We start from the raw sequence: 13,663 nt of genomic DNA, 5'->3' as shown, positions 1-13,663 counted from the left end.
TCACCCAGCCGGTTCTGATCGTCATCCAGTTCAGACAGTATATGAGTGCAACGTTCGTATGCCTGACCGTCCAGCAACGGCCTCACATGACGAGTGATGTGCTCCAGTAGACGACATTCAGGATGATTTTCTAGCGCTTTGGTGGCGCGATGCTCTCTATTGTTAATAATAATGGAATTATTATATTAAATTAGCCACCTTTATCTCTCTGAGATAAACACTAGTATACATATCGAACATAGTCGGCACTGATAGTGCCCAACAAAATATCGGGAGAAACAATGAACACATCAAACAAAACAGCGCTGGTTACCGGTGCATCCCGTGGTATTGGCCGCGCGATTGCAGAACGTCTGGCAAAAGATGGCTTTACCGTTATCGTAAACTATGCAGGCAATGCCGTAAGCGCGGGAGAAACTGTTCAGGCGATTACTTCCCTGGGTGGGAAAGCCATCGCTATTCAGGCAGATGTTGCTAACGAAGCCGATGTGAGCCGCCTGTTTGCAGAAGTAAAAGCTATCAGCGGCCAGCTCGATGTGGTGGTACACAGCGCCGGCATTATGCCGATGGCGAAAATCACCACGGCGGGTCTGGCGGATTTCGATAGAGTGATCCACACCAATCTGCGTGGTGCCTTTCTGATTCTGGCGAACGCGGCAGAGTACATCAGCGATGGTGGCCGTATTGTTGTACTTTCCACCAGCGTTATCGCGAAATCCTTCCCGGCTTATGGCCCATATATCGCTTCTAAAGCAGGTGTGGAAGGTCTGGTACATGTTCTGGCTAATGAACTACGAGGTCGGAATATCACAGTCAACGCTGTGGCACCGGGGCCAACCGGCACAGATCTGTTCTTCAACGGCAAGAGTGAGGAGCAAATCCATACCATCGCAAAAATGGCTCCGCTGGAGCGTATCGGGACACCAGACGAAATCGCCAGTGTTGTCGCTACTCTGGTAGGTCCTGATGGTGGCTGGGTAAATTCCCAGGTTATTCGGGTTAATGGTGGTTTCGCTTAATTTTCATATTTGAGCAGATAGCCAGACTATCCGTCCTTCAGGGGTCAATTCATGAAGCAGGTTATTCTGATTACCGGTGCTTCCAGTGGCCATTGTCTGCACGTGCATTTTCCCATGCAGGCCATACCGTTTACGCCAACATGCGTGATACCGCAGACTGTAATGCACCGCAGGTAACTGGCACGCTGGATTACGCCAAAGACCATTACATACCGCTGAGCTAGATGTGTTTCTCAGGATTCCGCTGATGCGGCTATTGCGCAGGTCATCACAGAACAGGGGCATCTGGATGTTGTTGTGCACAATGTCGGCTATATGGTTTACGGGTCAACCGAAGCGTTCCGGGCAGAGCAGGTCTACCAACTCTATGATATCAATGTGTTAGTTGCTCAGCGAGTAACCGCAAATGGCTCAACTGCTGGTCTAGGTGAGGAGTTGAGTTGCTCAACGGTTTGGCTGCATGCGTGCCGGAAAGTACCGATGTTGCCGACGTCATTGCTGAGATGGCCGAAATTGTTGATGCTCTTTACAGTAAACGTCTTTTTCGCGTATGTATCGATCCGTCCGACGAGGTGCAGAGATGGTTAACACAATTGTCGATCGTATTCGTAAGGCGTTTTTGCAACGTATCGGTCTGACGCAGAGAAATAAGGCGGAAGGCAGCGTCCTTAAACCAAAAATGGCGTGATATGTTGGGTAAGAAAGAATTTATCGGTAGAGGAATCGAAAAAGCCGCCGCAGTCGTTGCGTTTTACACACTGAGTGCATAATGGCAGATAGATATTTTTAAAATCGCTGATGCTTTTGGCGCAGACGGCATGGACATCACTATTTACCACACAGAGTGGCAAGTTGAAAATGCGGGCTTCTATGCCATAGCGCTGGAGAGTTGCAACCGCTGCCGACAGCGTATCTTTGTAATCCCATGGGTCTATATAAAGGTCTGACCGATTAAGCTTGGCGTAGCCCATATTCTCCATGCCCATTAGCGCCACGTGTTTGACAAAGAAAAAATTCTTCGCAATAAACTCCGCTAAATCAATAAGATATTCAATCGTCTTTTTGTGCAATACGATACGCAATTCAATGGGAATACCCTGCTTATAACAGTTAAGCAATCCCGCTACGGTTTGGTCGAATGCGCCCCGGCTTTGCACAATATAATCATGGATATCTGAAACATGAGCAAAAATCGGGATGCCGACGAGTAGATTGCCGCGGGCTGCGGCGGCAAGATGGGCGACATAGCTCTCATAATAAAAATAGCGACCGTTGGTCAAAAGATGGATCAGGGTCTGCGGGGAGCGTTGTGCAATCTTATCAATGATGCGGATTAATCCTTCGTTCAGCATCGTCGGCTCGCCGCCGGTAATGCATAATGTCTCGGGCAAATGGTCGTCATCCAGCAGATCTATCGTGTCAGCAACACTGGTCTCCAACTGCAAGGGAGCTATGATCCCTGCCGGCTTGGGAGGCTGGGGACACATCACGCATAAGTTATTACAGATCTCAGTAATCAGGAAGGCATTGTTGCGAGACGCAGTGCGGTAATGGCGGTGAATTCTGCCTTTGACGCTAATGCTGATAATGTCTCCACACGAGAAGACAATATTTGGTTTAACCAGAAGTACGGGAAATCGGCTATTTTCCCGCAACGCAGGCGCACGGCAGTCGTTGTCTGCACAAATCAGCGCGGCTGGGCACACCTCTTGCAATGAAGGCAGGACGGTATCGGCGGTCAAATAGAGAATACTGCGGTTGGTCATTGGGGCAGACCCCGTAACCACTTTGCCGAATAGTGCTCGATCCAGGCCGTAGGTCGATTCTGCCTGTGTAAATAGAAAACAGGTGTCTAGGGGGGAGGCCGACCTCATTGCAAACCCCATTGCAGCAATATATGCCGGGTTTGACTGTCACCCGAAGTTAATTTTTTGATAATCATTTTGATGATACTTTGATTTTTATGACAGAAGTCGTCCTTACCCGGCCGACCATAGGGGGAACCCGTGACCTGGTAACGCCGAACCGGATCGGCGCCGCAATAGGGGGCATAAGCGCAGTCTGAGCAGACGGGCAAACCGTCGTTAACCCCTGCTGCCGCCAATTCCTGCATTACCGGCCCAAAAAACAATTCTGCCTGAGTATTCTCCAGCACATTTCCCATTTTAAAATGCCTGTCTCCGGTCTCGGCCATCATACGGCTTTCATCGCTGGGGTAAATATTGCCATCATAGTTATATAAGGTGACGCCGAAACCGGCACCACAGGGCGATTGCAGATCGACAAAACCTGTTGCCCAGGGCGTGACAAGTTTTTTCACGATCAGACTGGCATAGGATTCGCGAAACGGCTGTCCATCCTTGTTTAACTGGATGATATAGTCCAAGCATTTTTCATAGAATGCTAAAAAGGCGTCGGTCGAGTAGCCAATTTTGTTGAAATATTTTTGCGCAAAGCCGTAAGGATTCAACTCGCGGATAAAGATGCTGCTAAACCCATACCGGATGTATTCATCGATAATTTCTTGGTGCAGACCGAGACTTTGGCGCGTGGTCGTCATTAACGCGCTGACCTTAGTGAAGGCGTTTTTTTGTTTGATGCGGTGCAAGGTATCGATAAGCGCTTCCCAAGCGCCGGCCTGGCTAAACTTCCGATTAGCGTTGTGCAAGGACTGCGGGCCATCCAACGAGGTGCTAATAGAGAATTTGTGCTTGATCAGAAAGTTGATATCGTCGTCATTAACATCGCATAAGTTGGTGCACAGCACAAATTGGATCTCTTTCGAGGTATTTTTTTGTTGCACACGCTGCACGGCCCGCCGGACCAACGGCATTGTCAACGTTGATTCTCCGCCCTGAAACTCCAGAGTGAGCGTGGGGGAAGGCATAGACAATGCCATATCGATGCTACCGTCGAGCACGGCTTCGCTCATATCAAAGCGAGAGGGCTCAGACTGGCAGGATTTTCTCGATGCTTGGCAGTAAATGCAAGAGTTGTTGCAGCGCACGGTCAGCACAAATATATGCAACTGGGCGAAATTTTCGAGAAAGGCTTTTTTAGTTTTATATTTGGATGCCAACAGGGGGATCGGATCTAGGGCCGTGTCATTGATGATGATGTGCTTCGATCGCAATTCATAGTAGAGCTTTTTATCGGCTATTTCTTTTTTATTTACCAATATGCTGAGCTGTTCGGCGGTTAAACAGATCCATTCACCGTAATCGGTCGAGATAAAATATCGATCTGCATCCAGTTTACTGAACCTAAAGGGCAACAGTTGGTAATAGGGTTGGTGAAAATGTTCAATGCCTGCGAATTTAACGCTCATGATTAAATTTTTCTTGTATGCTGAGCATCAGTACATTATTGAGAAATGTATTGATTATTTCCGCCTTTTCAAGGAGATGTGCCTCTGCGACAGTGAAATTCAATAGCATAGCATCTCCGGTTTGGGCGGTTACTGATAGATAATCCGCGAATAGTACTGCCATTTCTTCAACGGCGTGCTGCGTATAAAAATCAGAATCCAGGATAATCTGCATAAGCGTTATACCGAGGAAGTCAGTATATGAAGGCTATCGTCAGAAGCAGCATCGCATACTAGCGTGGCCACCGGCGAAAAGGCCTTTCTAACGATCTCGGCATGAATTATTTTTGTTTCGTCTAGCACAATCTGACGCATCTGGTTTTCATGCAGTAGATCCAGAAAATCATGAACTGCCTTGTCTATATCGTTGGCTGATGCCGTAGTATTTTTATTGTAGAAATAAATCGACAATTGATTATTTGTTGCTTTAGTGACATGCATATAGAATTGGTCTGTCAATGCGTAGCATGTTTTCATTACCGCATTGATTGCATATATATCTTTGTCTGCAATGACAAAAAAATAATCGCCGAGCGCATTTGTACCTTTACCGATGGGCAACATGGCTCACTTACTCCTATAAATAACCAGCATTGCTGCTGGCTATGACTCATTAGCAAGTTTTACCCGGTGTGCAAGAGTAATGGCTTGCATGGCTCGCATGGCTGGAATGGCTATAGTGGGCGGCAAACACTTGGCCATATAGCGCCGGCTGATTTAAAATAACGGCTACTCCGGCCTGCGGGTTGGTGCGGGTATTAATGATGTTTTCCTGAGCTCCGTTATTCACCGGCATGGTGTCCGTTGACGCAATGGCATTCACACTGCTCCCAGCTAAAATTCCAACTACAATCCCAGCAATAATCGGTTTGATTTTTTTACTGTTTTCAACCTCGTCTAACGAGATCTTAGGTATTGTTGGTAATTCTTTCATTATCAATCCTTACCAATTTAGAAGTCATAGGGTGATCGTTATCCAAAATAATAGTATTCCAATGCATTTTATTTGGCTTTTCCTTTTTGACGCAAAAAATTGATATAGAACAATATTTACTTTAATATGGAACAGAATAGAATGCCTTGGTTTCCCTCAGTGTCAGCATAGTTGTCACCCCTTTCTGAAAATGAATACAGAAAGCGATGGAGTGACAAATGAAACGTATTTCCCCAGAATGTAAATCGCTACGCCTTGATATATTTACAACTAATAGTTGTTTCTTTTCAGGCGATTCCGCGATCAATTTAAGAGCATGGGCCAGTGAATTAGCAGATTCTAAAGCTGGAATAGTTCTCTCACTTTTAGCTAAAGCCTGGAAAGCATCTAACGCCTCATCGTCAGTGGCTGCAATGTACTCTACCCTTCCGACAGCATTGAGATGAGCATGTTGAGATCTAACTTTCGGCGTAGGGAAGCAGTTCGTTTATTCGGTTGTCGGGCCAAGTTAGTAACCAAATTAATGCATCTCGTAGCCATATATAAGGAGAGTGACCGTTGAGTCTCGCGGCTTCCAGCAGGTTCAGAATTGTGTCCATGCGTTGTTCGGCCCGCAGCGAACCGGCTAGCTGATCTTACCCACGTAAAGTGGACACGGTTCTAAGCAAGGTTCTGATTTTCAAACTGCCGCCGTTATTATTACAGTCGTTGAGTTTGTTGGATGAGATGTTACTTAGCTTGGCAATATCATTAAACACAAGCAATGCCTATGACTCTGTCGCATAAAAAGACAAGTAGTTTGCGAGTGCACTGATTTCGTTATCGAAAGCCTTACTGTTTTCGTCAATTACCAGATAAAGCGAAGTAGAACGGGTCTGACCATACATCAGTGGCAATGGGACAAGCTCTCCCGATTGAAGTTGTTTTTCAATGTGATCAATGGGCAACCAACCATAACCGATCCCATGTGATATGGCATCAATGGCGGCTTCAATGGTGGTGAATGTCCAGCTATCTGCCACGGATAGAGCCTCTTTTGGCGGTGTATATTGGTTAATGTGCGTAAGTTCGATACGCGGCCATGCGGCAAGCGTGCTTTCCATTAACGGGGAAGGTTGCATCAGCAGCGGATGGGAAGCGCTGACCACTGCCATAAAGGTGAGTTCGATAAGCTTATTGCCTTTTCCCGGCAGGTCGTCACGCTTGGTGATCAGGTAAATATCGGCCTGGCGTGCGATTAGCTGGGCGGTGCTCTCGCTGCGCAATACCTCCATCAAATCAATGCAGATAGTGGGATGTTGGCGCTGAAAAGCGCGCATCGCTTTGAAGAGATGACGCTTGGGGAAAATACTGTCCACGGCCATACGCAAGCGCATTTTATCGCCGTTTTTGAGCACTAAGGCCCGTTTTTCCAAGGCATAAAATGATCGCAAAATAGGCCTGGCCTGCTCCAGGAGCGCCAGGCCTTCTTTGGTCAGCTCGGCTTTGCGGCCAGTGATGGCCAGAAGAGGGACGCCAAGCCTTTCCTGCAACAACGATACTTTATAACTGATGGCGGACTGGCTGCGATTGAATTTTTCGGCCGCCTTGGCAAAACTGCCTTCCTGAACAATCGACTGTAATAATTCCCATTGTTCTAGTGTGGTCTTCAGCGACATAACCTATCCAAAATTTAGATTAATATGTTCTTATTTTACGGTTTTTTATCTGCTTATGAAATGCTTATAGTAGCGAAAACACCTCAGGAGAACTAATGATGACCTTTGATAAAAATGATCTAAGCGGTTTTGTCGGTAAACATATTGTGTATACCTATGATAACGGATGGAATTACGAAATTTATGTGAAAAACGGTACAACACTCGACTACCGTATCCACAGTGGGATCGTAGGGAACCGCTGGGTAAGGGATCAGCACGCGTTTATCGTTCGCGTCGCCAAAGACGTCTATAAAATATCCTGGACAGAACCAACGGGTACCGATGTCAGTTTGATCGTCAACTTAGGGGATAAGATTTTTCACGGCACCATATTTTTCCCGCGCTGGGTGATTAACCATCCTGAAAAAACGGTTTGCTTCCAGAATGATCATATCCCGACGATGGAATCGCTGCGTGAGCAAGGACCCGCATACCCGACTGAAGTCATCGATGAATTTGCCACGATAACGTTTATACGTGATTGCGGTGAGCAAAACGAAACAGTAATCAACTGTGCCGCCAGTGAACTTCCCGCTAATTTTCCTGAAAATTTAAAATAATCAAGATGTCCTCATTCCTCATTGAGGACGGCTTAACAGCGTCCTCGCTTTACCGGATTATTCAAAATGAAAGAAAGATACCCCACCCTCGCGATACTTATCCTGTTTTTTTCTGTTAATAGTCCTGCTGCGACCAACTTCACCGAGGATTGCCATGCGTTATTGCAAAGCAAGCTACCGTCAACAACGCTCAGCTATGCCGAGTTACAACCCTCTGCTTTGGTCGGCGCCGGTAAAAATTCCGCGTTAACCGGCGCTTCAGCTAACCAGGAGAAAGTAGGGAAACACTGCCTGGTTACTGGGGTAATCGGAGCGCGCAGGGGGGTCGATAATCGGGAATACGGCACCCACTTTGAATTAAGGATGCCGGAAAACTGGAATGGAGGCTTTCTGTTCCAGGGTGGCGGAGGAATGGATGGGGTAGTGGCACCGGCGGTGGGTGGTATACCGTTCCATAACTCGACGGCCAGACCGGCGCTGAATCGTGGTTATGCCGTGGTCAGCATGGACGGCGGACATCAGGGCAATAATGCCGACTTTGGGACCGATCAGGCGGCGCGTATTGACTATGCCTATGCCTCAATTGGCAAGGTCACCAGCGTGGCGAAAGCCCTGATCAATAGTTTCTATCATTCATCGCCGGGAAAATCGCTGTTTATGGGATGTTCAAACGGCGGTCGAGAAGCTATGATTGCGGCGCAGCGCTATCCTAATGAATTTGATGGCATAATTGCCGGTAATCCGGGGTTTCGCTTAAGCAAGGCTTCTTTGGGACAGGCCTGGGATACCCAGCAGTTAATAAAAATCGCCCCGCCAAATGCTCAGGGTAAACCTATTCTGGCCAATGCCCTGGCGCCGCAGGATTTAAATTTGGTCAGCCGTGCCGTGCTTGCCGCCTGTGATGCCAAAGACGGTATCAAAGATGGTTTAATCAATAACTGGGTAAGCGCCGAGTTACCCGGTGAAGCCTTATTCAGCTTCGCTGATCACCACATTCCACGGCAGTAAATCATTCAGATCATCGTTCGATGTCCGTTTAGGCAGTTCGCGGAACAGATGCATGAAGTAGTAATACGGATTGAGATCGTTGGCGCGGCAGGTCATCACCAGGCTGTACAGATTCGCGCTCGCGATGGCGCCGCCCACCGATTGGGAGAACATCCAGTTTTTGCGGCCCGTGGTGAACGGGCGGACATCTCGCTCGGTCACGTTATTATCGATGCTCACTCGCCCATCTTCAAGGTAGGTTTGCAGTTTCATCCACTGGTTCAGCGTGTAGTTAACGGCTTTGCCTGGCGTACTTTTCGGCACCACACCAGGCTGCGTTTCAACAAGCCATTGATAAAATTCATTCAGTACCGGCACCGCTTTTTTCTGGCGCAGCGCCTGTCGCTCGTCCGGACTGAGGGCTTTGACTTCTCGCTCCACTCCATATAATTTGCCGAGGTAATTGAGCGCTTTTTCTACTCGCCCGGCTTTCTTTTTCGGCTGCGACTTTTGCGCATCAACGAAGTAACGCCGGGCATGAGCCCAGCATCCTGCTTGAGTGACGGTTTTCAATGTGTCGTATCCAGCGTAACCGTCGGTGAGTAAATACCCGGCGTAGTCACCTAAAAAGTGTTGGACACACAGACCCGCACGACTCGGTTGATAATCGTAAATCACCACCGGATCCGCTTCGAACTCACCGCTGCGATAAACCCACATGTACGATTGGCTCTGGGCTTTTCTATCCGGTTCATTGAGCACTTGCACGGTGGTTTCATCGGCGCAGATGAGAGGCTCAGCCAGCAAGTGACCTTTCATTGCTTCAATGATGACCCCAACTTTACTGCCCAGTTGCACGCACCAGTTGGCCAATGTTGTGCGGCTCAGTTCAATGTCACTGCGTTTTAATATCTCTTCCTGGCGATAGAGCGGCAACGCATCAACATATTTAGCGGTGACCACGGCGGCAAAGGTTTCTGGACAGCCGATGCTTTTGGGGATCATGCTCGGTGGCTTGGGCGCGGTGACGATTTTGCTGCGCATTTCGGTGGACTCACAGTGGCGGCATGCGTATTTGGTACGTTCGTGACGAATGACGCTGACGTGTTGTGGGATGATTTTTAACTGCTCAGACGTTTCGACGCCACAGGGATGCAGCTCATGACCACAACATTCGCAGTGCGGCGCATTCAGCGTGTGAGTGTGGACGTCACGCTCAAGCGCTTTGGGTAGCGGTTTACGACCTTTTTTGTGGTGTGCTGGCGCAGGTTTGCTGATGGCATGTTGTTGCTCGGCTTCGTTGAAGGTGCCTTTAGGCACGTGCTCACTTTGGGCCGAGAAGCGTCTGGATGTGCTTAGGTTGAGTTGCTCAATAAGCAGTTGAAGCCGATTTTCAAGTTCAACCACCGCTTCTGCTTGCGTATGAAGTGCCTCTTTGAGCGAGCCATTTTCGGCCTGAAGTTGCAGCAACATGGCTTTCAGTTGGTCAACATCATCGGGCAAGTCAGTCATGGTCAAGGCTCATCGTAATAAGATGAGTCAAGTGTGACAGCCTAAAAGGATCGTTCAAGTGACAAATGACGATCAGTTTTACCGGTCACACGTTTAAGTGATGCAGCGGCTTATGCGCTTGAGCATGCTCGATAGTGAGCCCCGACAAGAGCCAATGGAGCTGAGCCTGGCTGATGTGTATCGCATTATCGGGTTTGGGTGCTGGCCATTTGAAGCGGCCTTTTTCCAGGCGTCGATAATAGAGCCAGAAGCCGTTGGTATCCCAGAAGAGGATTTTGATTTTATCGCGCGCGCGATTGCAGAAGATGAACCAGGCTTGGCTCAGTGGATCCATCTCCAGCACATCGGCGACGATCAGAGACAATCCATCAATTGATTTGCGCATGTCGGTAGAACCGGAGACGAGGTAAATACCCGAATGGGGGACTAACATAGCAGCGCGTTAACCCAGCTCTGGATGTGGTGAGCGGGTAAGTCGGCGGGCAGTTCGACCGACAGTCCGGAAGGCAGTGAGAGTATCACCACCCCATGAGGCGATAAGTCGCGGTATTCTTGTACGCGTACTGGGTGAATCCGCAGTGTGGATGAGTGGTCGCTGAGTTTTTGTTTCCAGTAATAATAGGTGCCGATATTAATCTGGTGGGCTTTACAAAAATTGGTAATGGAGAGGTCACTTTGAGCTTGTTGTACAAAGAGTTGAGACCAGTATTGCTGTTTTTCGTGAGATGTCATAATGTGCTCCTTGTGGTTAGGAGCACTATGCCGCGAGGGTGGTATTATTGGTAGGTGGGGTTAAATTGGCGCTTACCAGACAACCGCAGTTTATCTGCGGTTGAATTGTTAGCATCGAACGAAGAATTGCGGCAACAACTGCAATACCGTGACTATTATATTCTCTTGTTGGAAGAGAAACTCAGGCTCAAAACAGCCCAACAGTTTGCCGCCAGCAGTGAGCGACATGCCGACCAGATTGCCTTGTTCGATGAAGCCGAACTGGAAGCGGCGCTTGAGGCCATGGAGACGCAATTACCTGAAGATGTTCCCGCTACATCATCCGCGCCAAAAAAGACAACACGCCAACGCGGTTTCTCCGATAGTCTGCTGCGTGAGCGTGTGGAGTTGTGCCTGTCCGACGAAGAAAAAACCGGTGCCCGCACCACCTTCTTCAGCAAGGTTAAAGAAGAGCTGACGTTTATTCCCGCCCAGTTAAAAGTCATCGAATACTGGCAGGAAAAAGCGGTGTTTGACCGCGATGGCGAGGAGTTTATTGTGGCTGCCCGCCGCCCGGTCCATCCGCTGGGCAAATGTTTTGCCACCACCGCCTTGCTGGCGTATATCATCGTCGCCAAATATGCCGATGGGCTGCCGCTGTACCGCCTGGAAAACATGTTTGCCCGCAGTGGCCACCCGGTAGGCCGCACCAATATGGCCCACTGGATCATCCGGTTAGCCAAGGTATTTGCCCCGCTGCTGGCCAGGTTGCGTGACGTGCAAAACAGTAGCCGTTACCTGCAAATAGATGAATCCCGCATCCAGGTGCTGAAAGAAGAAGGCAAAACCGCCCAATCGGACAAATGGATGTGGGTGATACGCGGTGGCCCCCCCGATAAACCTTCAGTGCTGTTTGAGTATGACCCGAGCCGCTCGGGTAGCGTTCCCGTGCGCCTGTTGGCGGAATTCACCGGTATTTTGCAAACCGATGGCTATGCCGGTTATGACGCGGTGTGCCGTGAAAATAAGCTTGTGCGTATCGGCTGCTGGGATCATGCCCGGCGCAAATATATTGAAGCGGGCAAAGCGGTCCCCAAGGGCGCAAAATCTGCCAAAGGCAAACCCACTAAAGCGGATGTGGCGCTGGGCTACATCGGTAAACTGTATGGCATTGAACGGAGCCTGCAGGGGCGCAGTGAAACGGACAAATACCTGGCCCGTCAGCAATATAGCCTGCCGTTGCTCAAGGCATTCAAACTATGGCTGGAGCAGAATGTCGGCAAGATAATGAAGGGATCGCTGACCCGTCAGGCCATGGACTACACGCTCAACCACTGGGCAGAATTGATAGGCTATTGCGATCATGGGCAGGTGAACATCAGCAATGCGTTGGCGGAAAATGCCATCCGCCCGTTTGCGGTCGGTCGCAAGGCATGGCTATTTGCCGACAGTTCGCAGGGCGCCAGCGCCAGTGCCGGGTGTTATTCCTTGATCGAAACGGCGAAGGCCAATCAGTTAGAGCCGACGGCGTATATCCAGTATGTGCTGGATCACATCGGCGAGGCGGATACGCAAGAAAAACTCGACGCGTTATTGCCCTGGAATGTGGACCTGGTCCCTTTTTTTAAAAATGTGCCGCAGTATGGATAGGGGGAGTACGTCGATTTAACGGCGCTTACATTCGTTGTATTGAATGAGGGAAGCATGTGGCAGCAGAGTTTTGTTAACAATACGAGTTCGCCGGACGCTTACATAAAAAATTCAAAATTAGTAACTGAAGGTGGATAAGTCGAGGAAGGGAGGGAGCTAACAGGGTTAGCGGTGTAGGGGCCTATTCACGAAGCGCAAAATTCGTACGCTAATTTTTTGCTATTAATAAAGGGAAAATTGTACGATAAGCGAACTATCAATTCACATCTCCTAACGTGTTTCATGTTTTAGTTGCCACTATCTGTAGAAATTTGTCTCGCAACACATCCTGTATCGCCGGGTTCCAGGCAATCCCTACATGCCATCTCGTGTGTTCCCCATCAGGTTGCACAATCTTCAGACCGGTAGGCAAAATATGCCTTACTCCGGCAGGCAGTAAGGCTACTCCGTTTCCAGCCACTACTAGCGCTAGCAAGGTTTGAATATCGTCAGCAGCAGACACCACTTTAGCGCTGAGTTTATTCTCTTTGAGAAAATTGGTTGTCTGAATCACCAGACCTCGCCCACGATGAGAGTTGATTTGCAGTAATTGATGTTTATCAAGTATAGGCTGGATATTCGCTGTATCCACTCGAACGCCAATCGGGGCGGCCAGGACCAGTTTTTCTTCCATCAGCACCTTGACCTTAAGCGCCTCGGTCACAGGCAGTCGGATAAATCCAGCCTGAAGCTGTCCTTCTAGTATCATTCGACACTGAACGCTGGAAGGCATGTCATTCAGAGATACTTCGACATTAGGGAACCGCTCACTGAAAATATTTACCCATGCCGGCGCAATCTGAAATGACGATATGCCAAACCCCATCGCCAGCTTGCCCACATTCCCTTTCTGTAAACTGCGAGTATAATCTTGAAATTCATCGTAATTTTTCACTAACTTGCAGGCCCTGGAATAAAGCTGCTCCCCTGTGACTGTCAGCTTCGCGCCATGACGACCACGCGTAAAAAGGCTCACTCCAGTCTCATGCTCCAATGCCTGGATCTGCTTTGTCAATGCGGATTGTGTTAAGTAAAGGATATCCGCAGCAGCGTGATAACTTCCCTGCTCAGCCAATGTAACTAATGCCCGCAACAGTTTTATATCCATTCCTGCCACTAATCAAATCCAGTTAAATTGGAATTGTACAGTTTGTCCTTTGCGCGTGAAATTATAATTAGTTTCT

General features: G+C 48.7%; 15 protein-coding genes and 1 pseudogene. 4 read left to right on the top strand and 12 right to left on the bottom strand.

The features are described from left to right. Positions 1 to 281 precede the first annotated feature (281 nt). Entirely contained in the window at positions 282 to 1,019 is a 738-nt protein-coding gene (locus tag RS889_RS15575; RefSeq protein ID WP_315707927.1) for an SDR family oxidoreductase, read from the top strand. 668 nt (positions 1,020 to 1,687) lie between these two features. Here RS889_RS15575 and hxsC read toward each other — a convergent pair. The 8 genes and pseudogenes from hxsC to RS889_RS15540 all read right to left on the bottom strand — a co-directional run bounded on the left by hxsC (position 1,688) and on the right by RS889_RS15540 (position 6,978). Continuing rightward, positions 1,688 to 2,785, bottom strand: coding sequence for a His-Xaa-Ser system radical SAM maturase HxsC (gene hxsC / locus RS889_RS15570; RefSeq protein WP_315707926.1), 1,098 nt, complete (start codon positions 2,783 to 2,785; stop codon positions 1,688 to 1,690). Between the two features lie 104 nt (positions 2,786 to 2,889). Beyond that, positions 2,890 to 4,347 carry a His-Xaa-Ser system radical SAM maturase HxsB gene (gene hxsB / locus RS889_RS15565; protein ID WP_315707925.1) on the bottom strand — a complete coding sequence of 486 codons (1,458 nt, stop codon included), beginning with the start codon at positions 4,345 to 4,347 and terminating at the stop codon, positions 2,890 to 2,892. Beyond that, positions 4,337 to 4,561 carry a hypothetical protein gene (locus RS889_RS15560; RefSeq protein ID WP_315707924.1) on the bottom strand — a complete coding sequence of 75 codons (225 nt, stop codon included), beginning with the start codon at positions 4,559 to 4,561 and terminating at the stop codon, positions 4,337 to 4,339. Before RS889_RS15560 ends, hxsB begins: the two co-directional genes overlap by 11 nt. A 5-nt stretch (positions 4,562 to 4,566) precedes the next feature. Further along, positions 4,567 to 4,950, bottom strand: coding sequence for a His-Xaa-Ser system protein HxsD (hxsD, locus tag RS889_RS15555; protein ID WP_315707923.1), 384 nt, complete (start codon positions 4,948 to 4,950; stop codon positions 4,567 to 4,569). Between the two features lie 49 nt (positions 4,951 to 4,999). Continuing rightward, positions 5,000 to 5,320, bottom strand: coding sequence for a hypothetical protein (locus RS889_RS15550; RefSeq protein WP_315707922.1), 321 nt, complete (start codon positions 5,318 to 5,320; stop codon positions 5,000 to 5,002). A gap of 244 nt (positions 5,321 to 5,564) precedes the next feature. Continuing rightward, a pseudogene (locus tag RS889_RS15545) lies at positions 5,565 to 5,789 on the bottom strand (tryptophan synthase subunit beta); the annotation flags it as partial. Continuing rightward, positions 5,779 to 5,919 (bottom strand): transposase domain-containing protein, encoded by a 141-nt coding sequence (locus tag RS889_RS23840; RefSeq protein ID WP_425475084.1) that lies wholly within the window; start codon positions 5,917 to 5,919, stop codon positions 5,779 to 5,781. The gene RS889_RS23840 and the pseudogene RS889_RS15545, both read right to left, overlap by 11 nt. 168 nt (positions 5,920 to 6,087) lie before the next feature. Then, positions 6,088 to 6,978 carry a LysR family transcriptional regulator gene (locus tag RS889_RS15540; protein WP_315707921.1) on the bottom strand — a complete coding sequence of 297 codons (891 nt, stop codon included), beginning with the start codon at positions 6,976 to 6,978 and terminating at the stop codon, positions 6,088 to 6,090. Between the two features lie 95 nt (positions 6,979 to 7,073). Between RS889_RS15540 and RS889_RS15535 the strand changes: the two genes are divergently transcribed. Further along, positions 7,074 to 7,580 (top strand): phenolic acid decarboxylase, encoded by a 507-nt coding sequence (locus tag RS889_RS15535; protein ID WP_315707920.1) that lies wholly within the window; start codon positions 7,074 to 7,076, stop codon positions 7,578 to 7,580. A gap of 66 nt (positions 7,581 to 7,646) precedes the next feature. Further along, positions 7,647 to 8,588 carry a tannase/feruloyl esterase family alpha/beta hydrolase gene (locus RS889_RS15530; RefSeq protein ID WP_315707919.1) on the top strand — a complete coding sequence of 314 codons (942 nt, stop codon included), beginning with the start codon at positions 7,647 to 7,649 and terminating at the stop codon, positions 8,586 to 8,588. Here the strand turns inward: RS889_RS15530 and tnpC (RS889_RS15525) are convergent. The 3 genes from tnpC (RS889_RS15525) to tnpA all read right to left on the bottom strand — a co-directional run bounded on the left by tnpC (RS889_RS15525) (position 8,550) and on the right by tnpA (position 10,811). Continuing rightward, positions 8,550 to 10,079 carry an IS66 family transposase gene (gene tnpC / locus RS889_RS15525; RefSeq protein WP_315707918.1) on the bottom strand — a complete coding sequence of 510 codons (1,530 nt, stop codon included), beginning with the start codon at positions 10,077 to 10,079 and terminating at the stop codon, positions 8,550 to 8,552. The genes RS889_RS15530 and tnpC (RS889_RS15525) overlap by 39 nt on opposite strands. An 85-nt stretch (positions 10,080 to 10,164) precedes the next feature. Then, on the bottom strand, positions 10,165 to 10,464 hold the full coding sequence (gene tnpB / locus RS889_RS15520; RefSeq protein ID WP_315707917.1) for an IS66 family insertion sequence element accessory protein TnpB: 300 nt from the start codon (positions 10,462 to 10,464) through the stop codon (positions 10,165 to 10,167). A 41-nt stretch (positions 10,465 to 10,505) separates the two neighbouring features. Continuing rightward, the gene (gene tnpA, locus RS889_RS15515; protein ID WP_315707916.1) at positions 10,506 to 10,811 is read right to left on the bottom strand and encodes an IS66 family insertion sequence element accessory protein TnpA; all 306 of its coding nucleotides are present in this window, start codon (positions 10,809 to 10,811) and stop codon (positions 10,506 to 10,508) included. A gap of 54 nt (positions 10,812 to 10,865) precedes the next feature. On the opposite strand from tnpA, the gene tnpC (RS889_RS15510) reads away from it, so the two are divergent. Beyond that, the gene (gene tnpC / locus RS889_RS15510) at positions 10,866 to 12,440 is read left to right on the top strand and encodes an IS66 family transposase (protein ID WP_425475083.1); all 1,575 of its coding nucleotides are present in this window, start codon (positions 10,866 to 10,868) and stop codon (positions 12,438 to 12,440) included. A 280-nt stretch (positions 12,441 to 12,720) separates the two neighbouring features. Here tnpC (RS889_RS15510) and RS889_RS15505 read toward each other — a convergent pair whose 3' ends face one another. Further along, positions 12,721 to 13,587: a LysR family transcriptional regulator gene (locus RS889_RS15505; RefSeq protein ID WP_315707915.1), complete on the bottom strand. Its 867-nt coding sequence runs from the start codon at positions 13,585 to 13,587 to the stop codon at positions 12,721 to 12,723. Between the last annotated feature and the right edge of the window lie 76 nt (positions 13,588 to 13,663).

Origin of the sequence: Brenneria uluponensis (genome assembly GCF_032395385.1) — a bacterium.
GTDB classification, from domain to species: Bacteria; Pseudomonadota; Gammaproteobacteria; order Enterobacterales; family Enterobacteriaceae; genus Prodigiosinella; species Prodigiosinella aquatilis.
The sequence above is the reverse complement of the archived record's forward strand: the minus strand, read 5'-3'. Positions and strand labels throughout refer to the sequence as shown.

Bases quoted from the DNA above. Each gene is read 5' to 3' on its own strand.
- RS889_RS15575 (WP_315707927.1), top strand. From the start codon at position 282: ATGAACACATCAAACAAAACAGCGCTGGTTACCGGTGCATCCCGTGGT.
- hxsC (WP_315707926.1), bottom strand. From the start codon at position 2,785: ATGACCAACCGCAGTATTCTCTATTTGACCGCCGATACCGTCCTGCCT.
- hxsB (WP_315707925.1), bottom strand. From the start codon at position 4,347: ATGAGCGTTAAATTCGCAGGCATTGAACATTTTCACCAACCCTATTAC.
- RS889_RS15560 (WP_315707924.1), bottom strand. From the start codon at position 4,561: ATGCAGATTATCCTGGATTCTGATTTTTATACGCAGCACGCCGTTGAA.
- hxsD (WP_315707923.1), bottom strand. From the start codon at position 4,950: ATGTTGCCCATCGGTAAAGGTACAAATGCGCTCGGCGATTATTTTTTT.
- RS889_RS15550 (WP_315707922.1), bottom strand. From the start codon at position 5,320: ATGAAAGAATTACCAACAATACCTAAGATCTCGTTAGACGAGGTTGAA.
- RS889_RS23840 (WP_425475084.1), bottom strand. From the start codon at position 5,919: ATGGACACAATTCTGAACCTGCTGGAAGCCGCGAGACTCAACGGTCAC.
- RS889_RS15540 (WP_315707921.1), bottom strand. From the start codon at position 6,978: ATGTCGCTGAAGACCACACTAGAACAATGGGAATTATTACAGTCGATT.
- RS889_RS15535 (WP_315707920.1), top strand. From the start codon at position 7,074: ATGATGACCTTTGATAAAAATGATCTAAGCGGTTTTGTCGGTAAACAT.
- RS889_RS15530 (WP_315707919.1), top strand. From the start codon at position 7,647: ATGAAAGAAAGATACCCCACCCTCGCGATACTTATCCTGTTTTTTTCT.
- tnpC (WP_315707918.1), bottom strand. From the start codon at position 10,079: ATGACTGACTTGCCCGATGATGTTGACCAACTGAAAGCCATGTTGCTG.
- tnpB (WP_315707917.1), bottom strand. From the start codon at position 10,464: ATGCGCAAATCAATTGATGGATTGTCTCTGATCGTCGCCGATGTGCTG.
- tnpA (WP_315707916.1), bottom strand. From the start codon at position 10,811: ATGACATCTCACGAAAAACAGCAATACTGGTCTCAACTCTTTGTACAA.
- RS889_RS15505 (WP_315707915.1), bottom strand. From the start codon at position 13,587: ATGGATATAAAACTGTTGCGGGCATTAGTTACATTGGCTGAGCAGGGA.